At 58.6% G+C, this 25,225-nt stretch carries 22 protein-coding genes; 13 read left to right on the top strand and 9 right to left on the bottom strand.

Going from position 1 to position 25,225, the window contains the following annotated elements; genetic code table 11:
* Positions 1 to 27: 27 nt before the first annotated feature.
* The 6 genes from cysG (at position 28) to BDE40_RS04030 (ending at position 5,408) form a co-directional block, all read left to right on the top strand.
* Complete coding sequence (gene cysG, locus BDE40_RS04055; protein WP_134013059.1) at positions 28 to 1,407, top strand: siroheme synthase CysG; 1,380 nt, start codon at positions 28 to 30, stop codon at positions 1,405 to 1,407.
* Positions 1,404 to 1,706 (top strand): DUF2849 domain-containing protein, encoded by a 303-nt coding sequence (locus BDE40_RS04050; RefSeq protein ID WP_134013057.1) that lies wholly within the window; start codon positions 1,404 to 1,406, stop codon positions 1,704 to 1,706. The genes cysG and BDE40_RS04050 overlap by 4 nt, the downstream gene beginning before the upstream one ends.
* Positions 1,706 to 3,370 (top strand): nitrite/sulfite reductase, encoded by a 1,665-nt coding sequence (locus BDE40_RS04045; protein ID WP_134013055.1) that lies wholly within the window; start codon positions 1,706 to 1,708, stop codon positions 3,368 to 3,370. The genes BDE40_RS04050 and BDE40_RS04045 overlap by 1 nt, the downstream gene beginning before the upstream one ends.
* Positions 3,360 to 4,079 carry a phosphoadenylyl-sulfate reductase gene (locus tag BDE40_RS04040; RefSeq protein WP_134013053.1) on the top strand — a complete coding sequence of 240 codons (720 nt, stop codon included), beginning with the start codon at positions 3,360 to 3,362 and terminating at the stop codon, positions 4,077 to 4,079. The genes BDE40_RS04045 and BDE40_RS04040 overlap by 11 nt, the downstream gene beginning before the upstream one ends.
* Entirely contained in the window at positions 4,076 to 4,489 is a 414-nt protein-coding gene (locus BDE40_RS04035; RefSeq protein ID WP_134013051.1) for a DUF934 domain-containing protein, read from the top strand. Before BDE40_RS04040 ends, BDE40_RS04035 begins: the two co-directional genes overlap by 4 nt.
* Positions 4,490 to 4,562: 73 nt before the next feature.
* Positions 4,563 to 5,408 carry a ferredoxin--NADP reductase gene (locus BDE40_RS04030; RefSeq protein WP_134013049.1) on the top strand — a complete coding sequence of 282 codons (846 nt, stop codon included), beginning with the start codon at positions 4,563 to 4,565 and terminating at the stop codon, positions 5,406 to 5,408.
* Positions 5,409 to 5,523: 115 nt separating this feature from the next.
* Here BDE40_RS04030 and BDE40_RS04025 read toward each other — a convergent pair whose 3' ends face one another.
* On the bottom strand, positions 5,524 to 6,468 hold the full coding sequence (locus BDE40_RS04025; RefSeq protein ID WP_134013047.1) for a translation initiation factor 3: 945 nt from the start codon (positions 6,466 to 6,468) through the stop codon (positions 5,524 to 5,526).
* 232 nt (positions 6,469 to 6,700) lie between these two features.
* Here BDE40_RS04025 and infC point away from each other — a divergent pair, with 232 nt between their 5' ends.
* A complete protein-coding gene (infC, locus tag BDE40_RS04020; RefSeq protein WP_246030354.1) occupies positions 6,701 to 7,216 on the top strand; it encodes a translation initiation factor IF-3 in 516 nt (171 codons plus the stop codon).
* Positions 7,217 to 7,282: 66 nt separating this feature from the next.
* On the opposite strand, the gene BDE40_RS04015 is transcribed toward infC, so the two are convergent.
* From BDE40_RS04015 to BDE40_RS03995, 5 genes are all read right to left on the bottom strand, one after another.
* Positions 7,283 to 8,281: a molybdopterin-binding protein gene (locus BDE40_RS04015; protein ID WP_134013043.1), complete on the bottom strand. Its 999-nt coding sequence runs from the start codon at positions 8,279 to 8,281 to the stop codon at positions 7,283 to 7,285.
* A complete protein-coding gene (locus BDE40_RS04010; RefSeq protein ID WP_134013041.1) occupies positions 8,281 to 9,246 on the bottom strand; it encodes an XdhC family protein in 966 nt (321 codons plus the stop codon). Before BDE40_RS04010 ends, BDE40_RS04015 begins: the two co-directional genes overlap by 1 nt.
* Entirely contained in the window at positions 9,236 to 9,700 is a 465-nt protein-coding gene (locus BDE40_RS04005; protein ID WP_134013039.1) for a DUF1203 domain-containing protein, read from the bottom strand. The genes BDE40_RS04010 and BDE40_RS04005 overlap by 11 nt, the downstream gene beginning before the upstream one ends.
* A 68-nt stretch (positions 9,701 to 9,768) precedes the next feature.
* On the bottom strand, positions 9,769 to 11,019 hold the full coding sequence (locus tag BDE40_RS04000) for a vWA domain-containing protein (RefSeq protein ID WP_134013037.1): 1,251 nt from the start codon (positions 11,017 to 11,019) through the stop codon (positions 9,769 to 9,771).
* A 71-nt stretch (positions 11,020 to 11,090) separates the two neighbouring features.
* Positions 11,091 to 11,996, bottom strand: coding sequence for an AAA family ATPase (locus tag BDE40_RS03995; RefSeq protein WP_134013035.1), 906 nt, complete (start codon positions 11,994 to 11,996; stop codon positions 11,091 to 11,093).
* Between the two features lie 110 nt (positions 11,997 to 12,106).
* Between BDE40_RS03995 and BDE40_RS03990 the strand changes: the two genes are divergently transcribed.
* Together BDE40_RS03990 and BDE40_RS03985 are read left to right on the top strand one after the other, a co-directional pair.
* Positions 12,107 to 13,327: an acyl-CoA dehydrogenase gene (locus BDE40_RS03990; protein ID WP_134013033.1), complete on the top strand. Its 1,221-nt coding sequence runs from the start codon at positions 12,107 to 12,109 to the stop codon at positions 13,325 to 13,327.
* A 171-nt stretch (positions 13,328 to 13,498) separates the two neighbouring features.
* Complete coding sequence (locus BDE40_RS03985; protein WP_134013031.1) at positions 13,499 to 14,521, top strand: extracellular solute-binding protein; 1,023 nt, start codon at positions 13,499 to 13,501, stop codon at positions 14,519 to 14,521.
* Between the two features lie 50 nt (positions 14,522 to 14,571).
* On the opposite strand, the gene BDE40_RS03980 is transcribed toward BDE40_RS03985, so the two are convergent.
* The 3 genes from BDE40_RS03980 to BDE40_RS03970 form a co-directional block, all read right to left on the bottom strand.
* Positions 14,572 to 16,221 (bottom strand): ABC transporter permease, encoded by a 1,650-nt coding sequence (locus BDE40_RS03980; RefSeq protein ID WP_134013029.1) that lies wholly within the window; start codon positions 16,219 to 16,221, stop codon positions 14,572 to 14,574.
* 65 nt (positions 16,222 to 16,286) lie between these two features.
* On the bottom strand, positions 16,287 to 17,378 hold the full coding sequence (locus BDE40_RS18555) for a glycosyltransferase family 2 protein (protein ID WP_425462392.1): 1,092 nt from the start codon (positions 17,376 to 17,378) through the stop codon (positions 16,287 to 16,289).
* Positions 17,379 to 18,546: 1,168 nt separating this feature from the next.
* Positions 18,547 to 19,578: a glycosyltransferase family 2 protein gene (locus BDE40_RS03970; protein ID WP_246030353.1), complete on the bottom strand. Its 1,032-nt coding sequence runs from the start codon at positions 19,576 to 19,578 to the stop codon at positions 18,547 to 18,549.
* A gap of 138 nt (positions 19,579 to 19,716) precedes the next feature.
* On the opposite strand from BDE40_RS03970, the gene BDE40_RS18335 reads away from it, so the two are divergent.
* From BDE40_RS18335 to BDE40_RS03945, 4 genes are read left to right on the top strand one after another with little or no spacing between them, the layout of a single operon-like run.
* Entirely contained in the window at positions 19,717 to 21,252 is a 1,536-nt protein-coding gene (locus BDE40_RS18335; RefSeq protein ID WP_246030352.1) for a class I SAM-dependent methyltransferase, read from the top strand.
* Positions 21,249 to 22,259 (top strand): glycosyltransferase family 2 protein, encoded by a 1,011-nt coding sequence (locus BDE40_RS03955; protein ID WP_162848021.1) that lies wholly within the window; start codon positions 21,249 to 21,251, stop codon positions 22,257 to 22,259. The genes BDE40_RS18335 and BDE40_RS03955 overlap by 4 nt, the downstream gene beginning before the upstream one ends.
* Positions 22,256 to 23,218, top strand: coding sequence for a phosphoadenosine phosphosulfate reductase (locus tag BDE40_RS03950; RefSeq protein WP_134013023.1), 963 nt, complete (start codon positions 22,256 to 22,258; stop codon positions 23,216 to 23,218). Before BDE40_RS03955 ends, BDE40_RS03950 begins: the two co-directional genes overlap by 4 nt.
* A 27-nt stretch (positions 23,219 to 23,245) precedes the next feature.
* The gene (locus tag BDE40_RS03945; protein ID WP_134013021.1) at positions 23,246 to 25,141 is read left to right on the top strand and encodes an alpha/beta hydrolase; all 1,896 of its coding nucleotides are present in this window, start codon (positions 23,246 to 23,248) and stop codon (positions 25,139 to 25,141) included.
* Positions 25,142 to 25,225 lie beyond the last annotated feature (84 nt).

The raw sequence follows: 25,225 nt of genomic DNA, 5'->3' as shown, positions 1-25,225 counted from the left end.
GGGGGCAAGCAACGAAGGACGCCTCAGATGAAGCACTTTCCGATTTTTATGGCCCTTGAGGGTCGTCGCGTGGTCGTCTCCGGTGGAGGCGAGGCCGCGTTGGCGAAATTACGGCTGCTTCTCAAGACGGAAGCCAACTTGACTGTGGTCGCCAGCGACCCCGCCCCCGAAATTGTAACTTGGGCTGCCGAAGGCCGCCTGACTCTGATCGCGCGCGCCATGGAAGCAGGCGACGCCGTGTGCGCCCGCCTGTTCTATGCGGCCAACGAGGATGATGCCGAGGACGCCCGCGTGGCCGATTTGGCAAATCGCGAAGGGGCGCTTGTAAACATTGTCGACAATCTTGAAGACAGTCAGTTCATCACGCCCGCCATGGTGGATCGTGATCCTGTCGTCGTGGCGATTGGCACCGAAGGTGCGGCCCCCGTTCTGGCCCGCGCTATCAAGAAAGACATCGAAGAGCGGTTATCCCCTCGATTGGGCCTTATGGCGCGTATCGGCAAAGCCTTTCGCACCAAGGCCGAAGCCCTGCCCTTCGGCGTAAAGCGTCGCGAGTTTTGGGCAGAGTATTACGCCAAAGACATCGCAACCAGCGAAGACGCCGAAACGACGTTGGATGCGTTGCTCGACAAGCACCTGTCCGCGCACGCCAAAGAAGGCCGCGTTGAGCTGGTCGGTGCTGGCCCCGGTGATCCCGAACTGCTGACATTGAAGGCCCGCAAGGCTTTGGATGAAGCCGATGTGGTGATCTATGACCGCCTTGTCGCCCCTGAAATTCTGGAATTGGCCCGCCGCGAGGCAATTATGCTGTCCGCTGGCAAGGAAGGCTTTGGCCCATCAGTCACGCAAGACGCGATCAACGAGATGATCGTCAGCCACGCCCGCAACGGCTCTCACGTTGTGCGCCTCAAGTCCGGTGATCCAACTGTATTTGGCCGTTTGGACGAGGAAATCGAAGCCTGCGAAGCTTCCGGCGTCGCGTGGAGCATCGTGCCCGGTATTACCTCTGCTTCCGCGGCGGTTGCGGCCCTTGGGCAAAGCTTCACTAAACGCGGACGCAATTCTGGCGTGCGCTTCATCACGGGCCACGACACCAAGGGCTTTGCCGATCACGACTGGAAGACCCTCGCCCGCGCAGGCGAAGTCGCCGCGATCTATATGGGCAAGAAATCCGCCCGTTTCATCCAAGGCCGTCTGCTGATGCACGGGGCCGATGCCCTAACGCAGGTGACGGTAATCGAGAACGCGTCGCGCCCCGACCAACGCATCCTCGCCACCACCTTGGGCGAGTTGGAGCCGACCTTGACCCAAGCCAACCTGACCGGCCCTGCGCTGGTCTTCCTTGGCCTCGCCCCCCGCGCGGCACTCAACGCCGCACAGCAACACGAATTGGAGACTGCGATATGAGCAAGCCCTTTATCCCAAAAGTCGTCACCGCCAATGCGTTGCTGGAAGGCGATGTGGTATACCTGACCGCTGACGATCAATGGTCGCGCCAACTTGCCGACGCCGAAGTGATCGAGGACTTGGCCCATGGCGATCTGCGCCTGCTAGACGGCAGTTCGCAACCTGACGTGGTCGTAGGCGTCTACTTGATCGACGTGGCGCTGGAAGACGGCATCCCGCAACCCACGCATTTTCGCGAAGAGTTCCGCACCCGCGGCCCATCCAATTACAACCACGGCAAACAGGCGGAGTTATTTTAATGTATCAGTACAATGACTTCGACCGCGACTTCCTCGCGGAACGCAACGCCCAGTTTCGCGCCCAGGTGGAACGCCGCATTGACGGCTCCCTGACCGAGGACGAGTTCAAGCCGCTGCGATTGATGAACGGCCTCTACCTGCAATTGCACGCCTATATGCTGCGTGTGGCGATCCCCTATGGCACGCTGAATGGCGGCCAGATGGATGTGCTCGCGAACATCGCGGACAAGTGGGACAAGGGCTACGGCCACTTCACCACGCGCCAGAATATCCAGTACAACTGGCCAAAACTGAAGGACGTTCCAGACATGCTGGACGCCTTGGGCGAGGTTGGCATGCACGCCATCCAAACCTCCGGCAACACGATCCGTAACGTCACCGCAGACCATTTTGCAGGGGCCGCGAAGGACGAGGTCGCCGACCCGCGCCCGACTGCTGAGTTGCTGCGCCAGTGGTCCACTGACCATCCGGAATTCCAGTTCCTGCCCCGTAAGTTCAAACTGGCCGTGACCGGATCGGCCAATGACCGCGCCGTTATTAAAGCGCATGATATCGGCATTCGCTTGCTGACGCGTGACGGTGAAGAGGGCTATGAAATCATTGTAGGCGGCGGTTTAGGCCGCACACCGATGATCGGCAAGGTGCTGCGGGACTTCCTGCCCAAAGCGGATTTGTTGCCCTATTGCGAGGCCATCGTCAGCGTCTACAACCTTCTGGGCCGCCGCGATAACAAATACAAAGCCCGCATCAAGATCACCGTGCACGAGAACGGCATCGAGACCATCCGCGACTTGGTTGAGGATCGTTTTGCACTGCTGAAACCTCAGTTCGGTGGCGTTGACCAGAAGATGCTCAAAGACATCGAGGCGCAGTTCGCACTGCCCGAATTCAAGAACGGCTCTGTTGCGGCGTTCAAGGACGCTTATCACAGCGATCCAGTATTCCGCTCTTGGGCGGATACCAATCTGACGGCACATAAAAACGACGACTATTCCATTGTGTCGATCTCGATCAAAAAGCATGGCCAAACACCCGGCGATGCGACCTCTGCGCAGATGCGCGAGATGGCCGCGATTGCCCGTGAATTTGCACATAACGAACTTCGTATCAGCCATGAGCAGAATGTTATCCTGCCCCACGTGCACAAATCGCACCTTCCTGCGATCCACGCCCGCTTGAAATCTGTTGATCTGACGACTGCAAATATCGGTAAGATTTCCGACATCATCGCCTGCCCCGGCATGGATTACTGCGCGCTGGCAACCGCCCGCTCGATCCCTGTCGCGCAACAAATCGCAACACGGTTTGACGAGTTGAAGCTGGAGCATGAAATCGGTGATCTGAAGATCAAAATCTCGGGCTGCATCAACGCCTGTGGCCACCATCATGTAGGCCATATCGGCATCCTTGGCTTGGACCGCGCGGGCGTGGAGAACTATCAAATCACACTTGGTGGCGATCACACCGAGACCGCCGCAGTGGGTGAACGCGCCGGACCGGGCTTCGCATATGACGAAATCGTACCAGCGATTGAGCGCCTGATCGGTGCCTATTTGCAAAACCGCGAGGATGAAAACGAACGCTTCATCGACGCCTATCGCCGCCTCGGCCTCGCGCCGTTTAAAGCCGCCCTGTATCCGGAGGTCAAAGCCGATGCCGCTTAAGGAACTCGCCGAACGTCGCAACATCCTGCACCGCAAAAGTGGTGCGGAGACGATTTTGAAACATGTCTTGGATGACGTCCAGATCGGGCGCGTTGCCATGGTCTCCAGCTTCGGCGCGGAAAGCGTCGTGCTGTTGCATATGGTCAGCCAGATCGCACCGGACACGCCCATCCTGTTTCTGGACACCGAAATGCTGTTTCCAGAGACGCTGACCTATCAGCGTGAGGTCGCGTATATCTTGGGGCTCACCGATGTGCGGGTCATCCGCCCGTCACGCGCAAAACTGTTGGAGAGCGACGTCGACAGCATTTTGCACACCATCGACCCTGACGCCTGCTGCTCCTTGCGCAAAACACAGCCGTTGGAAGAGGCGCTCGCAGAGTTTGACGGCTGGATCACCGGTCGCAAGCGGGCGCATGGTGGCGCACGCGCTCAGCTCCCGCTTTACGAAAAGCAGGACCGCAAGATCAAAGTGAATCCTCTGGCCAGCTGGGACACTGCGCAAATCGCCAATTATTTGGACAAACACGACCTGCCCCGCCATCCATTGGTGGCCCGCGGCTTCACCTCCATCGGCTGCACGCCGTGCACCACCAAGGTTGCGGCGGGGGAAGACCCGCGCGCAGGCCGCTGGCGGGGTATGGAGAAATCCGAATGCGGCATTCACATTGTGGATGGCAAAGTCATCAGACGGGAGAACGCAGCATGAGCGTTATAATCACAGACACCGGTTTCGCCCCCGATACGTGGGACCGCGGCTTCACCGATTTGGCCGATTTGCCTGCCAATGACACGCCGTGTTGCATCGACGTCGCGTCAGATGCCGACCCTGCGGGGATTGCCAACCGTTTGAGCAAAATAGAAATGATCCGCGTAGATTTTCCAAGTTCAGCCGACGGTCGCGGCTTCAGCATCGCGCGCCGTCTGCGCCTGATGGGGTTCAACGGACGCCTGCGTGCTCGCGGTCACGTCATCGCGGACCAATATGCAATGGCCCGTCGGTCCGGCTTCGACGAGGTCGAAATCGACGACGAACTCGCAGCACGGCAACCCGAGGATCAATGGCTCGCGCGGGCCGATTGGAAGGCACACAATTACCAAGCCCGCCTGCGCGGCTGATCGTCCCATTTAACAATCGCTCCAAGAGCACTAGAAGGGCCGGAGAGGTTATTCACCTCTCCGGATATTTGCTATGAATGAAGTTACAGCTATGAACGCACCCGTAAAAGCCGTCCCCACCCTGCCTGACGCGCAAACCGTCACCGAGGTAAAGCACTGGACGGACCGCCTGTTCTCATTTCGCGTGACGCGCCCTGCGTCTTTGCGCTTCCGCTCCGGCGAGTTCGTGATGATCGGCTTGATGGGTGACCCGAACCCAGACACCGGCAAGCAAAAACCGCTGCTGCGTGCCTATTCCATCGCCTCCCCCAGCTGGGATGAGGAGTTGGAGTTCTACTCGATCAAGGTGCAGGACGGCCCGCTGACCTCCAAGCTGCAACATATCAAAGTGGGTGACGAGATCATCCTGCGCCCCAAGCCCGTTGGCACACTGGTCCACGATGCGTTGCTTCCGGGCAAACGGTTGTGGTTCTTTGCCACCGGCACCGGCTTTGCCCCGTTCGCGTCCCTGTTGCGGGACCCGCAAACCTACGAGGACTATGACGAGGTCATCATCACCCATACCTGCCGCGAAGTGGCAGAGTTGGAATATGGCCGCCAGTTGATCGACGAAATCCGCACGGATGAATTGCTGGGTGAATTGATCGGCGAGGAAAACCTCAAGAAGCTGGTCTATTACCCGACGACCACACGCGAAGATAGCCCGAAGATGGGCCGCATTACCGACAAGCTACGCTCGGGTGAGCTGTTCGAGGAGCTGGGCGTTCCCCCCATGTCCCCAGAAACGGACCGCGCGATGGTCTGTGGATCCATTGGCCTGAATATGGACCTCAAGGAAATCTTCGAAGGGTTCGGACTGGAAGAAGGTGCCAATAGCGACCCCAAGCATTACGTGGTCGAGAAGGCCTTTGTGGGCTAACGCTTAAGACAACCTCGGAAATTCAAAACGCCGTGCCGGAATATATCCGACGCGGCGTTTTCTATTGGTGCAATGCCTGGGCATCATTCAAGATGTCCAGGCCCCGCAACGAGCTTTACATGCCCATTGCAGCTTTGACTTGGTCCAAGACGGTAGACAACATCTCTGGGTTGTCCTTGGCTTTGTTCAAACCTGTTTTCAGGGTTGTTTTCGCAACGGCGCCAAGCTCGGAGTTGTCGACCATTTCGACAACTTTGTCGTAGTTAAAGCCATCAACTGTCAGCAGCTCGGACATACCAGCCATCGAACCCGCGTCTGTACCTGCGTCGGTTGCAGCGTCCGCAGCTTCTGTTGTTGCGGTCGCAGCATCAGTTGCCGTGTCAGTAGTAGCGTTCGCAGCGTCGGTTGCAGCTTCCGTTGTGGCGGTCGCAGCGTCGTTGGCCGTGTCAGCTACAGCGTTCGCAGCATCAGTTGCAGCTTCGGTTGCCTCGGTCGCTGCTTCTCCAGCAGAGTTCGCAGCATCGGTCGCGGCTTCTGTTGTTGCTTCGACAGCGTCAGATGCCGCAGTTGTCGCATCGGCGGCTGCGTCAGCCGCGGCTTCGGTTGCGTCTGAAGCGGTGTCTGTCACAACGTTGGCAGCATCGCTGGCAGCGTCCGTTGCAGCGTCGACTGCTTCGCCAGCAGTCTCGGTCGCAGCATCAACAGCGTCGGATGCAGCGTCGGCGGCTTCCTCAGCTGCACCTTCAACGGCGTTTACAGCATCAGAGGCAGCTTCTGTTGCCCCCTCGACCGCGCCTTCAACGGCACCCTCTACGGCGTCCGCAGCATCAGCAGCAGCTTCTGTTGCACCTTCAACGGTTTCGGTCACAGCTTCGGTTGTGGCCTCAGCAGCATCGGACGCAGCTTCGGTGGTCGCATCGACGGCCCCTTCAACTGCGGACGTTGCGTCGCCGGTCGCTTCTTTTACAGCGTCCATGGCGTCGCCATCTTTGTTCATCCAAACATAACCGCCCACACCAATCAGTGCGAGCACGACGATGATGATAATTCCACGTTGCATAATTCTAATAGTCCCTTTGGTTTCGCAGGGTTTCCCCCGCCTGCAGCGACGAGCTATGGCATAGGAATGCCGTTTACAACGGGATTTCGCCATAGTTTTTCCCCGTCTGCCCCAAATGGGCGGAAAACCGACTTGTAGGACGGGCCGCGCCCCTCTATTTTGATGTTTCGAAACAATTGAAACCAAAGAAGGACTTCAGGCCATAGCCCGCAGACCACACAATGCGCCACCCGTGCGTGAAACCGGACCGCGCGTCAACGACCGCATCCGCTCTGATGAAATTCGCCTTATTGGCGCAGAAGGCGAAAACGTGGGCGTAGTCACGCCCGCCCGAGCAATGGCCATGGCAGAAGAAGTCGGGCTTGACCTCGTCGAGATTTCGCCAAACGCCAGCCCGCCTGTTTGCAAGATCATGGATTTCGGCAAGTATAAGTACGAAACCCAGAAAAAAGAGGCCGAGGCCCGCAAGAAGCAAAAGATCATCGAGATCAAAGAGGTCAAGTTCCGTCCGAACACTGACACCAATGATTACGACGTGAAAATGCGCAACGTGTTCAAGTTCCTAGAGAACGGCGACAAGGTGAAAGTCACCCTGCGCTTCCGCGGTCGCGAAATGGCCCATCTTAATCTTGGCCGTGAGTTGCTGGAACGTGTCGCTGACGACATCGAAGGCCACGGCAAGGTCGAGAACTTCCCCAAGATGGAAGGCCGCCAGATGATCATGCTAATCGGCCCGCTGAAGACGTAACACCGCCCCGTCTTTCCGAATTTAAAAAGCCCCGATGCGCGAACGACGATCGGGGCTTTTTCTTTGTCAGCTGCGTTTGGGGTTCCGTGGCTGTGGCCGCGAGGGGATTTCCTTCAACAGGCCTCCGACCCCCATCCCCATAATGTCTTTAGCCGACACGGGGATGCCGCAAATCAAACGCTCCAACACCCAATCGGCACCGTTTAACGCCGGTGATCGGGCACATCCGGGCAGGCCGATCACAGGCTTGCCCCCCAGCTCGCCAAGGAACAACAGATTGCCGGGGTCTACGGGCATCCCGAAATGCGCCACCTCCCCCCCTGCCATCCGCACCGCCTCTGGCGCGATGTCCCGCAAGTCGGACGTGGCAGAGGCGGTCAGGATCAACACCATATCCCCTGTCGCCCGCCGCAGCGCGTCTGACAGCGCCGAGATGTCATGGGTGCATCGCACCGGCTCATCCATTCGGGAGCCGAGGGCTTCCACCCTGTCGCGGATCGCCTTGGCCCCTTTGGGCGACACCGGACTGGCGAGCGTCGTCTCGATAAAGCTGACCCGCGCTGCACTGGCCACTGCCACCCGTAGCGCAGCCTTGCCGACTTCCCGCGTCCGCGCCACAGCATCTTTGGGTACAGCATAAGAAATAATCTTCACGGTCGCGACCATGCTGCCCTGCTCCATCCGGTGCATCTGCGGCACCGTGGCGACTGTGATCATCGGATGGATTGCGTTCAGCGCGTTGATTGCGTCCGCATCAATCTGAACCACGCCCGGCGCTGTCGCAAAGATGTTGCAACGCCCCGTTCCGACCGCGCCCAATCGCAGGTAGGCAGCACCCTCGTCCGGCACCAATGCCTGCGCCAGCGCCAAAGCCGCTTCGTCTTCGTGCACATCATCCGCCGCCAACCGGGCAACGGTCACTTCCGTTTTTCCAGCTTCGACGAGCGTATCAAGATGGGACTGCTCCAACACCAACCCTTTGCGCAAACGCTGCCCCTTGGCCTGTACCGAATGGGCAAGGATCGCACCAAGGGCGGAGGATGTGGGGACCGGTCCGAACTCCATCACGATTGCCGCAGGGTCTGGATGATCTGCGCCATGATGCTGACCGCGATCTCCGCCGGAGATTTCGCTCCGATATCCAGACCGACCGGCGCATGGATGCGCGCGATCTGTGCTGTGGTAAAGCCAGCATCGGTCAGCCGTGCCACGCGCTTGGCATGAGTGCGGGTCGAACCGAGACACCCGAGATAGAAGCAGTCCGACCCTAACGCCGCTTGGATCGCGGGATCGTCGAGTTTCGGGTCATGGGTCAAGGTCACGATGGCTGTACGGGTGTCGATGCCGAACTCCGCCAAGGCGGCATCCGGCCAGTCATGACGCAACGCCGTCTGGGGGAAACGGTCCGCACTGGCGAAAGCTTCACGCGGGTCTATTAACACAGGCGCAAACCCAGCAGTGCGTGCCATCGGGAGCAGGCTTTGCGCGATGTGCACGCCACCGATCACCGCCATACGCAAAGGTGGATTGTGCACCGCCACAAACAGACTTCCCTCAAAGCCGGATTTATCCGACCTGAAGCGTTCGGGGAAAGCGTCCGGAGCAGCCAAGCCGCGCGCCCAGCTTTCAGTGTCAACGGTGTAGGCAACCGGCCTGGACGCCGCGCGGGCCTCCACCAACTTGGCCAACAAGTCCTCGGGGATCGCCGCCCCGACAGGCTCGACCAACACGCGGATGGTGCCGCCACAGGCCAAGCCCACGGCGAAGGCCTCGTCGTCAGAAACACCGTATTCCAGCAATCGCGGCGTGCCGTCGTCCAAGGCGTCCATCGCTTCAACCACGACGGCCCCTTCAACGCAGCCGCCCGAGACCGACCCCATGATATCGCCCTGCCCCGAGATCGCCAGCTGCGAGCCCACAGGGCGCGGGGCCGAGCCCCATGTCTCGACCACCGTTGCCAAAGCCGCGCCGGTGCCGGCCCGATGCCATTTCAATGCTATGGCGGGTATGTCGTTGAGGTCAGTCGTCACGATATATCCTTGTCAAAAAGCAATTGTTCCGGCTGGATCGCACATCAACGTAAGCCACATCGGCGCGTTCGAAAAGCGTGGAGGCGTAGGGCTCCACCTGCGCGGCGGGCGTTATCTGGCCTGTTCCGTAAATAATTCGGCTGTCTTGCGAATAGGCTTTGAGCAGGTAGTCCGGCGATGTGCTCATGATCGGCGGGGCTTCTGCGCCTTGATAGGGTGTGCAAGCCTCTGCGCAAAGAAAGATCGGACCCAACTCTGCGTAGGGCTGGGGTTCTGGAAAGGGCCGCGCGGCAAGGATCAACATGATCGCGCCCTCCGGCACCTGATCAAGGCAGCATCGGCAGGGTTTTCCTTGCCCGTCGCTGACGACACGTTCCGCCGCTTGGCCATTGGCGTCGGGGCCGCCTGCCCGCACTGCGTCGACGAAAATCTGGTCATAAGATGTATAGCGCATGATGGTCTCCATTGTTGCTGCGCTTGAGTTTGACCTTGCTGATCTTTCCAATCGACCCGCTCCTTGCGCTAAAGCAGCGCCATCAGGCGCGCCTTTTCGCCCACATCATCGGGACGTGAAATGGCCTCGGCCAAGGCCTCCAGCGCCGCGATATTGTGGCCGGCGCGAAAGCTGTCGACATGGGGCAGCATGGCTTTAATGCCCCGGGCCTTCGGGGCGAACTCCTCCCACCGCAAAAGCGGGTTCAGCCAGATTACCTTTCTGGCGCTCAGATGCAGGCGGCGCATCTCGTGGGCAAGCGCATCGGGATCATCGCGGTCCAAGCCATCGGTGATCAGCAACACAACCGCCCCATTGCCCATGACCCTGCGCGACCAGTCGCGATTGAACTGGTGCAGACAGGTGCCGATCTTGGTGCCACCCTCCCAATCCTGCGCTTGCGCACCCGCTGCGGCCAGCGCCGCATCGACATCCCGCGTGGCCAGATGGCGGGTGATGTTGGTGAGTTGCGTGCCAAAGGTGAAGGCATGGACCTTGGCCCAGCCCGCGCCCTTTTCGTTGCTGACGGCATGCAGGAAGTGCAGCACCGCACGGGAATATTGCGACATGGAGCCCGAAATATCGCACAGCGTCACGAGGTTCGGCCACCGCGTGCGCCGCGCCTTCAAGGCGAAGTCTTGCATGTCCCCCCCTTGTCGCATCGCCGCTCGCAGCGTCGCAGGTCCGTCGATCAGATGGCCATTCCGGGTCAATCTGGTACGCCGCGAGACGAGTGGTATCACCGGAAGCGTCAGCTTCGCGAGCATGCGTTTGGCGGCGGCCATTTCGGCATTGCTCATCAGCTCGAAGTCGAGACTGCGCAGCCGTTCCTCGCCCGACATGGTGCGCGACGCGTCGATCTCGATCTCCGTCTCCTCGCCCTCTTCTTCGTCGCGCGGGATCTCCCGTGTGACACCTTCCAGTAAGGCTTCGGCGGCACGTTTTTCAGCAGGCTTGGCTTTGTGCTCCTCTTGGACGCCGCGGATCATCGGGCTGAGGGCGGCGATCATGTGCTCCAGATATCGCGGGTCCCGCCAAAACAAGCGAAAGACCTGAGCGAAAATCGTGCGATGTTCGGGACGCGACACGAAGCACGCTTGCAAGACGTAGAAGAAATCAGGCTTGCGGGAAAAACCGACAGCCTCGACCGCGCGGATGGCGTCTATCACGCGCCCGGAGCCGACAGGAATCCCCGCCGCACGCAGCGCGCGCGCGAACCATGTGATGTTATCAGCGAGTTTGCCGTCGGCGGGGATATCAAGGGGCGGATAGGCAGACATTCAGTTGCGCATTGGGGGCCAGCCCCCAAACCCCTTAGGTATTTTTGAAGCAATGATAGGGAAGTGCCGTTTCATGCCAGTTCTTCGCGCAGGTCTTCCAGGATGCGCTTGGCCTCGGCGCCCTGTATTTTCTGGATGTCGTCCTGGTATTTCAAAATTGCGCCAAGGGTGTCGGCGATGACTTCGGGACTCATGGCGATGACATCCAGCGCCAGCAGGCATTTGGCCCAGTCGATGGTTTCCGCCACACCGGGGGATTTGAACAGGTCCTCCTTGCGCAGGCGTTGCACGAAGCCGACTATCTCGCGGCTCAGGGCCTCTTGGGCTTCGGGCGCGCGGGCATAGAGGATCGCCATTTCGCGATCGAAATCGGGATAGTCCACCCAATGATACAAGCAGCGGCGCTTGAGAGCGTCGTGGACTTCGCGGGTGCGGTTCGAGGTCAGGATGACGATCGGGGGCTCTGCGGCTTTGATGGTGCCCAGCTCCGGGATGGTGACTTGGAAATCCGACAAGGCCTCCATCAGGAATGCCTCAAACGGGGCGTCCGTGCGGTCCAGCTCGTCAATGAGCAGAACCGGCGGGCCACCTTCTTGTGGCTGCAACGCCTCCAGAAGCGGGCGTGCGGTTAGGTAGTCGTCAGAGAATAGCTCTGTCTGCAAGGCATCGCGGTCCGTGGCGCCTGTCGCCTCCGCCGTGCGGATGGCGACCATTTGCGCGGGGAAATTCCATTCGTAGACGGCCGAGGACGCATCAAGCCCCTCGTAGCATTGCAGCCGGATCAGACGACGCCCCAACGCGGCGGCGATGGCTTTGGCAATCTCGGTCTTGCCCGTCCCCGCCTCGCCTTCCAGAAACATCGGGCGCCCCAATTTGAGCGAAAGGAACACCACCGTGGCCAAGGCCCTGCCGCAAATATAGTCCTGCTTTGCCAACAGTTCGATCGTCTCGTCGATGGACTGGGGTATTTGGATCATGCGGGGCTCCTTCCTGCGACATAGCTGCATCTAGGATCACCGCCGTCAAGCATTGCCCCCCACCAAGCGCGACTATAGTCTAAGGCAAACGCTGCATTTGGAGTTGCCCCATGAACGTCACCACCCAAATTTCCGCAAAAGACGCCCCCGACATGGCGCGTTTCGACTGGGAAGACCCGTTCCGCCTTGAGGACCAATTGACCGAGGACGAGCGCATGTTGCGCGACGCGGCCCGTAGTTTCGCTGACACCGAACTGGCCCCGAAGGTGATAGCCGCCTACCGCGATGAGACCGTTGATCCCGGAATGTTCAAAGCCATGGGGGCTGCGGGATTGTTGGGCCTGACAGTGCCAGAGCAATACGGCGGCTTGGGCGCGTCCTATGTGACCTATGGGCTGGTGGCCCGCGAGATCGAGCGGGTGGATTCGGGGTATCGCTCGATGATGTCGGTGCAATCCTCTTTGGTGATGTACCCGATTTATGCCTATGGCTCCGAAGAACAGCGCAAGAAATATTTACCGGGCCTTGCGTCGGGCGATCTGATCGGCTGCTTTGGCCTGACTGAACCCGACGCGGGCTCCGACCCCGCGGGGATGAAAACCGTCGCAAAGAAAACCGACACCGGATATGTGCTGAACGGCGCGAAGATGTGGATTTCAAACTCCCCCTTTGCAGATGTGTTTGTGGTCTGGGCCAAATCCGAGGCCCATGGTGGCAAGATACGCGGCTTCGTGCTGGAGAAAGGCATGGACGGGCTGTCCGCTCCGAAGATTGGCGGCAAGCTGTCGTTGCGCGCCTCCACCACCGGCGAGATCGTAATGAAAGATGTGGCTGTCGGCGAAGACGCGCTGCTGCCGAATGTCGAGGGGCTGAAAGGTCCGTTCGGGTGTTTGAACCGTGCGCGCTATGGCATTTCTTGGGGTGTCCTTGGCGCCGCCGAGTTCTGCATGCACGCCGCGCGTCAATACGGTCTCGATCGCAAGCAGTTCAATAAACCGCTGGCGCAAACGCAGCTCTATCAAAAGAAGCTGGCGGATATGTTGACCGAGATTTCGCTGGGGCTGCAAGCCTCTTTGCGCGTGGGTCGCTTGATGGACGAAGGCCGCGCTGCACCCGAGATGATCTCCCTGGTCAAACGCAACAACTGTGGCAAGGCGCTGGATATGGCACGGATGTCGCGGGACATGCATGGTGGCAACGGCATTCAGGAAGATTACCAGATCATGCGCCATATGCTGAATCTTGAAACGGTGAACACCTACGAGGGCACGCATGATGTCCACGCGCTGATTCTGGGCCGCGCAGTCACAGGGCTTCAGGCGTTTTTCTAGGAACACAGCATTAGAGTTTGGAACGGGGCGGTCGTTTGGCCGCCCTTTTTCGTTCTCTAAGCGGTCAAATGTTATTTCCGATCTTTTTAGTCAGAAACGCTTGCATCCTCCGCGAGATATAGTAACCAATCAAAACAGTAAGAAATACCAACCCAAACTGGATCGCTAAAAATGACCAAACCTACCGTTACCTTTCCGTTAATCGTGGCCGCCACCTTTGGCGCAGCCCTGCCAGCACTCGCCGCCGAGGAGCTGAACCTCTATTCAGCTCGCCACTACGACACGGACGAGCGCCTTTACTCCGACTTTACCAAAGCCACTGGCATCACGATCAACCGCATCGAAGGCAAAGCAGACGAGCTGCTAACCCGCATGAAGGCAGAAGGCGCGAACTCTCCGGCTGATATTTTGATCACCGTCGACACCTCCCGCCTGAAACGCGCAAAGGATGCGGGCGTGCTGCAATCTGTGGATAGCGACATCCTGGAAGCCGCCGTTCCTGCCAATCTGCAAGACAGCGATAACCAGTGGTTTGGCGTCTCGCAGCGTGCGCGCATCATCTTCTACGACAAGGCCGCCGTGGCGAATCCGCCCGCCACCTACGCCGACCTCGCAGACCCTGCGTATAAGGGCATGGTGTGCATCCGGTCGTCATCCAACACCTACAACCAGACCCTGCTGGCCTCGATTGTCGAGCATGAAGGCGAGGAAGCGGCCAAAGCTTGGGCGCAAGGCGTTGTCGACAACATGGCGCGCGCGCCCCAAGGAGGTGACACCGACCAATTGCGCGGCATCGTCTCTGGTGAATGTGCCATCGCAGTCTCCAACACCTACTACTTCGCCCGCGCGATCCGCACCGACGTGGACGGCGTATCCGCTGACATCGAGCGCATCGGTTGGATCTTCCCTGACCAAGACGGCAACGGCGCGCATGTGAACCTGTCTGGCGCTGGCATCGCCAAACACGCACCAAACCGCGACAACGCGGTGAAGTTCATGGAATACCTCGTCTCCAAGCAAGCGCAGAGCTACTTCGCTGACGGCAATGACGAATACCCCGTCGTTGCGGGCTTCAAAGGTAACGCGGCTGTTCAAAAGCTCGGTGAATTCAAGGCTGACGAGGTGGATCTGTCCGCCGTGGCGACTAAACTGCCGGTGGCACTTGAGATATTCAATCAGGTTGGCTGGGAATAAGTCCAACCACTCTAATATTCAAAGGCGCGGTGGGAAACCTCCGCGCCTTTTTATTTGCGGCGGACTTGGCGGCAGATCAGGATGACGGGCAGCAGCCCGATGGCGACGATCACTAAAGACGGTACTGCCGCCCCCTCCAACCGCTCGTCCGAGGCCAAGCGATACGCCTGCACCGCCAGCGTGTCATAGTTGAACGGGCGTAGGATCAATGTTGCGGGAAGTTCCTTCATCACGTCCACAAACACGATCAAAAGCGCCGTCAACAGGCTGGGCCGCAAAATCGGGAAATGCACGCGCCGCAGGGTGCCAAACGCCGTCTGCCCCAAAGCCCGCGACGCCATGTCCATATTCGCATTCACCGCCACCTGCCCACCCTCATAAGCGCCCAAAGCCGCGGCAAGAAAACGGATCATATAGGCCGCAATCAGCAACCAGATGGAGCCAGTGATCAGCAAGCCGGTCGAGATATCGAACGTCGCCCGCATCCACGCATCCAGCGCGTTGTCGAAATTGGCGAAGGGCACCATCAGACCCACTGCAATCACTCCGCCGGGCACGGCGTAGCCCAAGCGGGCAATCGACGTGGACAAACGCGACAACAACCCGTCATCAAGGCGCTGCAAATACCCAAGCGTCACCGCCGCGGCGAGAGTCACGAAGGCCGCAATCATCGCCAGCGTGATCGAATTCAAAGCGAACGACATATAGCGTGGCGAGAACAGGTTTTGCTCACTGCCAAATCCCATGATCAACAAGGCCACACCCGGCACAACCCAGCCAAAGATCACCGGAATTGCGCACAGCGCCATCGCGCCCCATTTTGCCCAGCCTTCCAGCTCGATTGCGGCCATCGGCTCTTGGCGTTTGGAGCTGTCGTGGTATTTCGCCCGCCCGCGACTGGACCGTTCCAGCACCGCCAGAACAAGGGCCACCATCAAGATGCCAAGCGCCAGTTGCGCCGCCCCTGCCCGATCCCCTAGCGAGAACCAGCTTGTATAGATACCCGTCGCGAAGGTTTGCACGCCGAAATAGGCAACGGTACCGAAATCGGCAATCGTCTCCATCACCGCCAGCAAAACCCCTGATGCAATCGCAGGCCGCGCCATGGGAATGGAGACGCGCAGAAAGGCCTGCCACGGCGTCTTGCCCAAGGCGCGTGCGGCCAGAAAGGACGTCGCACTTTGTTGCAAGAACGCGGCCCGCGCCAGCAGGTAAACATAGGGGTATAGCACCAAGATCAACATGACCGCCGCCCCGCCCAAAGAGCGTATTTCAGGGAACCAGTAATCCCGCGCACCCCAGCCGGTCACATCGCGCAGCGTAGATTGCACGATGCCGGGGTGGTCTAGCAAATGGGTGTAGGCATAGGCCAGCACGTAGGCCGGAAAGGCCAAGGGGATGACCAGTGCGATCTCGAGCAGTTTGCGACCGGGAAACTCCGTCATGGTTACCAGCCACGCGGCACCCGTGCCGATCATCAGCGTCCCGATGGACACCATCAACACCAGCAATGCTGTGGTGGCCGTATAACGCCCCAACACCGTATCCGCGAGATGCTCCAGCGTCTCGCTTCCTCCGGTCAACGCGGCCAAGGCCACGGCGATCATTGGCAGCAGGCACACGGTCGCCAGCACAACCGCCGCGCGGCGCAGGCTTTTGGGACCGGTGATGGTCTGACGGGGACGGTTAAGCTTCAACATTGCACCCCGTCTCTACAATCGCAGGCTGATGATGGGAAGGGATGGCCTACAAAAACGCTCAGGCACTAATGCGTCGTTTTGACCTTTTCGACGGTGAAGAAGAAATCCTCGGGGATGTCGTCTTTGAGCGCCACCTCGTCAGGGATCACATCGGGACCGGCGAGAAACACATTTGCCCCGAAATAATTGTGCATCCGCGCCAGTCGCTCCATCCGCGGGCCGGTCAGGTCCTTGTAGAAGTTGGAATAGTTCTCCGTGGCTTTCAGCTCCTCGATCTTTTCGCGGTGCTTGGCGACCGAGTATTCATGCGCCGCGCGCAGCTCGGGATCGGCCATCAGGCGGTTAAACTCGGCTTGCAGCAGCGGCAGTTTAGTCTGAGCAGAGGTATTCTTTTCCCAGTTGTTATTCATGCGAAACCAATAACTTAAACCTTGATCCCGATCGACATGGTTCACCCGCCCACGGTCACGCTTGACCAGAAAGCTCTCGGCAGAGCGCACCGCGTAGTGGTTTAGTGTCACCAGATCATACCCGTAGCTGTCCGTGGTCGAACGCCAGCCGTTGCGGATCAGTTTCTTCGGCATCGGCTTGCCGGACCCGTTCACCCATTTGATCTTGTCCCACAAGTCAGGCTTCAGCCCTTTTGGTCGGTGGACACCCATCTTCTTGTAGATGCCGATATTGCGGAACAGGGTCTTGAAGCCCCATGCCTGATGCGGTTTTCGGCATAGCTCTGGCGCACATTGCGTAAACTGTGTGATCAGGAATTCGTCTTTGTATTCATGCACATCCGCATTGCCAAACAGCCGCCAGGTCAGCGAAATCATGTTGGCGTCGCCGACGGCCTTATACAAATCGTCCAGCTTGCCCTCGCCCACATGGATGTTGATGAACTCATCCACATCCATCGAAATCGCCCAACCCGCGTTCTTGAACACCTTTTCATTGTCAGCGGCATCCAGCGCCCAGTGCTGAGGCTTCAGGTCAGTGCCCGCAAATTTGTTATCACGTCGTTGCAGAATGCCGCGTTCTTGGAGCAAGTCCAAAAGCTCGTCCGTGCCGTCGTTGCAGTCATTGGTGTAAACAAGGAAGTCATCAACACCGATGGCGCGGTGATAGGCGATCCATTCAAGGATAAATGGCCCTTCGTTTTTCATACAGGTCACGATGACCGTCCGTCCGCCATCAATGGCCTTGCCTGCGGGTTCTTCCATCTTGCTTTCGGGGGGGCGCACGGGCTTGTGCTCCCAGACATCTTGCGCCAACGCCAGTAAATGCTCGTCTTCGATCAGCGACGATTTCGGCACCAACTCCGCGGCCGAGCTATCCGGATGCCGGATCGCCATCGCCCGCGTAAAGGTCATGATTTCATCCGGTTGCGGCTCGGCATCAACGATCCGCACGAAGCGCCAAACTTTGTCACTGCCCAAGCGGGACGGCGCGATGCACCAGCGGCGGTTGGCACGAGGATTGTCAAACTGGCGACAGATATGATCCCCGAAAGTCGGCTTCTTCTTGGGCCGGACCCGCCACGGATAGATGCGCTGCCCGATAAGCTGGATAACCCCCGCCGAGGTTTCGTGAACCGCGTCGAACGGCTTGTTTTCCGGCGCCAGAATATCCGTCAGGTCGATATTCATCACCGCCCGCGCACGCCCCAAAAAGCGCCACTTGGCCCATTCATACAGCGATAACTCGGCCATGGGCGAGGTTTGCGGCTCTTGTGGCAAATCCTCCATCCGGTCCTTACCCGGTGCATCAGGAGCATTGAACGGGTGTGAGGCGGACGGAAGCGTTGCATCCCCAAGCGGTACGGACGACTTCACATGCACAAGACGTTTCAATTCCAGCTTTGACACGAGTGCTTTAAGTTTATCCTCGAAGCCTTTCTCAAATTTGGGTTTTTCGCGATCTATGACAAGGAGTGCTTCAAGCCCATGCCCCGCCATATGGTACCGCAACCAATCCTCGATCACAGCGATGGACTCGCCATTCCGCTCGACCATGCAGACATTCATGTCCTCGAACAAATCGGTTTCCGGCTGCTGCACCGGCAGTATCAACGACCCCTCTTTCAGCGCGATCGTGACCTGTGTAGACGGCTCTGCCGCCACGCCGACAAGCATTGGCCCGCCATTAATCACACGGGCTTCGCTGATCGTCGCGCAACCCTCGCGGGGTTCTGGCTCGAATGCCTCCAAAGGCGTTCCGGTTTTGAAAAACACCCGAAGCCCCATACCCCCGATGGGGTCTTCCCAGCCGATACAATCAAGAGCCACAATGCCTTGATCTTCAACAACATTCAGTTCGCGTTTTTGGTAGATATCAGTTTGCGCCATGGACCTGTCCATAACGCCTGACCAGATCAAGCGCCACCGCTTCCGGCAAATGCGCGGCACCCTCTGCCAGCAACAAGCGGCCAAAAAGCTTCAACTCGTCAGGGTCTTGCATTACCCCATCAAACCGCGCGCGATGCCATGCACGGCAAGCCGCCAGCGCATCCGTCACACCGTCCAACGCCAGCAGTTTTTCAATCTCGGCCTTGGTCGCAGGTGCCATACGGGAAATCGAAAGGTCTTCGACAGTGTTGAAGTTCCGCTCGACCCAATAGGTCAGATCAATCTGTTTTTGTTGATGGTTGGGTAGTCCGCGACCGCGCTTGAGCATAAAATCCGCCGCAGACCGCACCGAATAATGGTTCAACTGAACCAAACCGCGCGCAATCAGCTGCCCCCAAAGCATGATCTGCCCTTCATTCGACGCCACCGCGTCAGGGACGGGCGCGCCGGAGCCATCGACAATCCGGGGCAAGCCATGTCGCTCCGGATTCTTTTGCTTGGGCCGGTGAACGCCTAACTGGCGGAACGGTCCGTCGCGTCGGAACAGGGATTTGAAGTAACTCCCAATCGCCGGATAGAGCAGGTTTTCGGGAGCTGCGCGCGTGAAGCGTTCGGTCGTGAGTTCGTCTGATAGCTCCGCCTGACCCGAGTGACCGAACAGGCGCCACGGCAACAAGATCATGTCGGCATCCACTTGGGAAATTAGATCAGGAAGATCAGATAACCCACCGTCAAGATTGATAAACTCGTCGCAATCAAGACAAGCAACCCAGTCCGCAGAGGCCACAACAGGATGGTCCCAAGCTGCCTTCAGCGCCCGCCACTGAGGAGGTTTCTTGCCCTCATCCAACGGCACATGTGTCACGTCGGGGAGCAACTCCAGAAGCGCTTCGGTGCCGTCTTCGCAATCGTTGGTGAAGACAAGGAAGTCGCTCACCCCCGCAGCGCGGTGATGGGCCATCCATTCCAGCAGATGCGGCCCTTCGTTGCGCATGGTTGTGACGAGTGTGATGTTCATATGACGCCTGTTGCCCTTACGACCCGTTATTCGCGTGAAGCGAATCAGTTTTCCTTGCGTTTTAACCCCTCCTTTGCGAGAATCGAAACAATCATAAAGAGATGGCGGGGATTAACTCCGCTCACGAGAGGCAGAAACGTGTCCAAAGACTATGCAATTGCCCAGCTGTGGATCGGCGGCAATCTTTCCTACATGGAGCAGCTTTGCGCCGTGTCGTTCCGTGACGCTGGCCATCATGTGAAAATGTATACCTATGGCGACGTGGGCAATATTCCCGATGGCATCGAGATTTGCGACGCCAACGAGATCATGCCGCTTGGCAATGTGATCGCGCATAAACGCACAGGCTCTCCCGCCCCGCAGGCGGATAAGTGGCGCTACAACATGCTGGCCAAGACTGACGACCAGATCTGGGCCGACACCGACGCCTATTGTGTGAAACGATTTACAACCCCCAACGGACATTTCCACGGCTGGGAAAGCGCGCATCATATCAACAACGGTGTGGTGGGATTGCCTGCTGACAGCGAAACGCTTGCCGGACTGATCGACTTCACGTCCGACGAATACGCCATTCCCGATTGGTTTTCCGAAGACCTGAAGGCCGAAATGCGTGCCAAGAAGGAAGCTGGCGATCCGGTCCATGTCGGAGAACAGTCCTGGGGTGTCTGGGGCCCGCAAGCCCTGACCCACTTCCTGCACAAAACCGGCGAACACAAATACGCCATGCCGATCGAGGCCTTGTTCCCGATCAGCTTCAAAAAGCGTCGGATGATGCTGAAGCCGAACATGGACCTGAGCCACTATATCACCGACAACACGCTCTCGATCCATTTCTGGGGTCGCCGGATGCGTATGCGCATCATCGAGCGCGAAAATGGCGAACCGCATCCGGACAGTCTGATCGGCAAGCTGATCAAGAAGCACAAGATCGTGCCGTCGGATGCGCCTTTGCCCAAGTCCAACCCGCATCGGCCGAAAGAGCCGAAGATGATCCCCGGCACGGCAATCCCCGAGGTCACGAATGTCGACCGCAAAGGGCGCGGCATCGTGAACCTGACTGATCTGGCGGATGAGCGCGGCTTGGACCAAGGCTCCGGCAAGCACCGTTTCACGGAACTCTACCAGATGCTGTTCAGCCCCCTGCGTGGCCGCGCCATTCACATGGGGCTGCTTGGCCTGCGCGAGCCTGCGGCGGTCGAGATGTGGTTGGAGTACCTGTCCAAAGCCAAGCTGACGGGCATCGACGCGGAGGCTTATACAGGCAAGAAAGATGCTCGCCTCAAGACCGTCCGCGCGACGTCCGACAGCGTCGAAACATTGGATCGCGCGACTGCCAAATCTGACCCGTTCGATGTTGTGCTCGATGACGCCACCCATGCGTCGCACCATCAACAACACGCCTTTACCGCACTGTTTCCAAAAGTAAAATCCGGCGGGCTTTATATCGTCGAGGATTTGCGGTTTCAGCCCAAGGCGCTGGAAAACTCCGGCTACCCTCGCACCGCGGTCTTGTTCCAAGGCTATCTGCGCGAAGGTGGCTTCGCCCATCCTGACACAGATATCCAAGACGTCTTGAACGGCTTTCGCGCCGACATTTCAGGCTGCTTCATCTTTCAGGCCCAATGGCACAAAGACAAACGCGACCAAGTGCTGGTGGTGCAAAAACGATGAGCCAAAAGCACCTGATCCTGACATGTATGAAGAACGAAGGCCCCTACATTCTTGAGTGGGTCGCCTATCATTTGTCGATCGGGTTTAACCACTTTCTGGTCTACACAAACGACTGTGAAGACGGCACCGAGAAAATTCTCCGCCGTCTGGAAAATATGGGCCTTGTCACCCATCGCCGCAATCCGGCCCGCGAGGGTGCCCGCGCCTCTCATCAGGTGCGCGCCTTCCGCAAATCCACCAAGGAACAGGTCTACAAGGATCACGACTGGGTTGCGGTCATCGACGCCGACGAGTTCGTGAACATCCATGCGGGCCAAGGCCAGATCACCGACCTGACCGCAGCCGCCCCTGACGCCAAGTGCATTTCACTGGCCTGGCGGTTATTCGGCAGCGCTGATGTGACGTCTTTCCATGACGGCTTTCTCACTGAAACCCTGCGCCGTTGCGCACCCCAGCATTGCCCCAGCCCTGCACAGGCTTGGGGGATCAAGTCGATCCATCGTACCGACGCGGTGGAGCTTGTCGGCTGCCACCGCCCAAAATCGGTGCCAAATAACGACTGGGATGCGTTGAACTGGACGGGTCCCGCAGGCACCCCTTTGCCCGAAAGCTATCATAGCAGCAGTTGGCGCCTGAACCGCGAGACCATTAGCTACGAGCTGGGCCAGATCAACCATTACGCAGTGCGTACACGCGAAAGCTTCCTGCTCAAATCAGCCCGCGGTCGTGCCTTCGGCGAAGGTTTACGCGGGGCCGATTACTGGGAGGATATGAACCGCAACGAGGCCTATGACGCGACAATCCAGCCAAAACTGGGGGGGATGAAAGACATTTACGACGACCTCGTCGGTGATGCCAAGTTGGGACGTCTGCATGACCGCGCCGTGCAATGGCACCGTGACCAAATCCAGATACTGATGGAAACCGAAACCGGACGCGCATTGTTCGAAGCCATTTCGCCCTCACTCGACCTGTTCCCGGGACTGCGCAAACGAGTTGCCGCATGAGTGATGTCATCGATCTCAAAGCCCCGACCGACGAGATGGACCGCGACGCGTGGAATGCCGAGTTGCGCGCCATGGGCGAGGAGCATGGATTTTTCGAAGAACTTGGCGCAGATCACACTGCTTTGTTCGTCAAATCGGGCAAAACGCTGATTGTCACCTTCGAGAACCTTGACCACGTGTTCGAGCATGGCAATCGCCTGCCGTGGGGCTTTGACTTCGTGCAAAAGCAGGGCTGGTCGATCCTTGGCCTGATGGCGCATGACTGGACGTGGTACCGCGACGACGACGTCATCGCCTTCTTCAACCGTCTGAAGAAAGAGAAGTTTTTTGCCCAGTTCGACACCGTCGTTTTCTACGGCGCGTCCATGGGGGCCTATGCTGCCTGCGCATTTTCCGCCGCCTGCCCCAAGGCGACGGTGGTTGCAATCAGCCCTCAGGCCACGCTCGATCGCGACGTCGCCTCTTGGGAAACGCGCTACCAAAAAGCATGGAAGCGCAATTACAACAATGACTACGGCTACGCCCCCGACATGGTGGCCAAGGCCAAAGACGTGTTCATCTTATATGATCCGTTGGAGCCGCCAGACGCCATGCACGCGGCCCTGTTTCGCGGGCCAAACATCACCAAGCTGAAATGCCGGTTCCAAGGCCACCGCATCGCATCGGGCCTAATCCAGATGGGTCTATTGAAGCCCGTGGTCGGTGCCTGCGTCGATGGCACGCTGACACGTACCAGTTTTTACAAAATGCTTCGGGCGCGGCGCGATTTCCGCCGCTACCTGCGCGAATTGATCCTGCGCATTCCCGAGGACAAACATCCCCTGCTCATCGCCTATCTGGCGGAGCGGGTTCTGAGCACCGGCAATGGTCCGGTGTTTCGCCGCAAACTCAATGCGGCAAACGCGCTTTTGGAAGAGCGTGGCATAACGCCCCCCGGCAAAAGAGGGGGCCGCAAATGACGAAAACAGGCAAGGCGGGCAAGGCACATGGGAAAGATATGGCTTCATATCGGGTCACCTAAAACAGGGACCACATCACTTCAGAACTTTCTGAACGACAACGCCGACACGTTGCGCGACACGGGGCGATTGAACTTCATGTCCACGGGTCGAGCGCATATCGCGCACAACCAGCTGGCCGCCGCGGCCCGCACCGGAAACGCGACCAAGCTGATGGAAGACATGCTGCGTGAAGCCGATGCCATGCCAGACGTCACGCAAGTTGCCTCCTCGGAGATGTTGTTCAACCTGCACACCGCACGCAAATTGTCAGGCGCCGCCCCTGACGAGTTCAAGCAGCGCACCAAGGTTATTTGCTACATTCGCCGTCAGGACAGCTATCTCGAGGCGCTCTACAAGCAACTGTTGAAAAACAGCCGCATCCCGCCGGATCGCCAAGCCTTCCTCGATGACGCCAAACGCCGTCTGCACTATCTCAACACCTTCAACACCTATGCCGACTTGTTTGGTGAAGAGAACATCATTGTGCGCCCCTTTGGCCCCAAATGGTTGGTGGACGGCGATGTCGTACGTGACTTCGCGCATCATCTGGGCATGCCCATCACCCGAGACCTTCGGGTTATGGAAGGCTTCTCGAACAAGACCTTCTCGGCAGAAATGTCGGAACTTTTATCCATGATGGGCGAGCGTACCGACTTCAACACCCGTGAGGTCATCCGCGAACTTATCGCCCTGAACCACCCCGGCACCATCAAGTCCCGCGATGTGTTCTCGCGCAGCGAACGGTTGGGATTGATGAACCAAGTCACCCGCGAGAACCGCCGCCTGGTGAAGCGATTTATGCCTGATTGCAAAGACTTTTTCCAAACTGAAGACCTTGAGGGCGAGGATAGCAGCGCAAGCACCGAAGACCAGCTTGCCACCCAACTGGCAGACCGCGCCGCCGCAACCGAGGCTCTGATGACCGCCATGGGCAACCTGCAAGCCCGCCGCAAGCAGGAGGCCGAACTGGCTGCGGAAGCCGAAGAACTCCCTACCCCCAGCCCCGCCAATGACGCGTTGGAAGAAGCCCTCGCCCCGCCCACATGGTACCGCGAGATCTATCCCGGCGGCGATAAGCGTGGTTGGTTCCATTCCCACGGCAGCTACGCCGCCTCGTTTGTCGAGCGTGACACAGACCAACTTGTGGTGTCCTTCGACAACCTCTCGCAAGCCGGCAATGACGCATATGCCCGCGAGCCGTGGGCGCAAAAATTCTGTGCCGACCGCGAGTATTCCCATCTTGGAATCTACGCTCAGGAGCCCACGTGGTTTCGTGACGAGGGATTGATCGCGCATCTCGAAGGGTTGCGCGACGAAGGGTTCTTTTCCGGGTTCAAGAAAGTGGCATTTGTCGGCACGTCGATGGGCGCATTCGGCGCGTTGACGTTTTCGTCGCTGGCCCCCGGCGCCACGGTGGTTGCTTTCTCTCCGCAAACCACGCTCGATGCGGCCAAAGTCCCGTGGGAAGGCCGTTTTGCCAAAGGTCGCGCCGCTGATTGGGGCCTGCCCTATTCGGACGCCTCCAAACAAACCAAATCTGCGTCTCAAGTTTACCTGATCTATGACCAGTTCCACGAAGGCGACCGCAAACATGTCGAACGCCTGAAGGGCCGGAACCTCGTCCACCTGAAAGGAGCGGGCTTGGGCCATAAATCAGCGTTGGTTCTCAGCCGGATGAACGTCTTGAAAGACGTGATGGAAGGCGCTGTCGAGGGTACGTTGAGCGAGCTGGACTTCTACCGCGCCATTCGCGCCCGCAAGGATATCTATCTATACCGCCAAGCTATGGAAGGGTATCTCACCGATCGCGGAAACGAAAAACGGGCCGAGCGTTTCGCCAGTGCCTTCAAAAAGCGCCGCCGTTTGCAAAACACGTCATAAGGTTGCGAAATTACATGTGATGAAGAAGAAGGGCGCTTTCTGCGCCCTTTTTTATTCGATAAAGACAAGACGCTGATCGCCTTA

The organism is Litoreibacter halocynthiae, assembly GCF_004365635.1.
In the GTDB taxonomy this organism is placed as follows: domain Bacteria; phylum Pseudomonadota; class Alphaproteobacteria; order Rhodobacterales; family Rhodobacteraceae; genus Litoreibacter; species Litoreibacter halocynthiae.
Note: the sequence above shows the minus strand (reverse complement) of the source record. Positions and strands in the feature narration are given on the sequence as shown.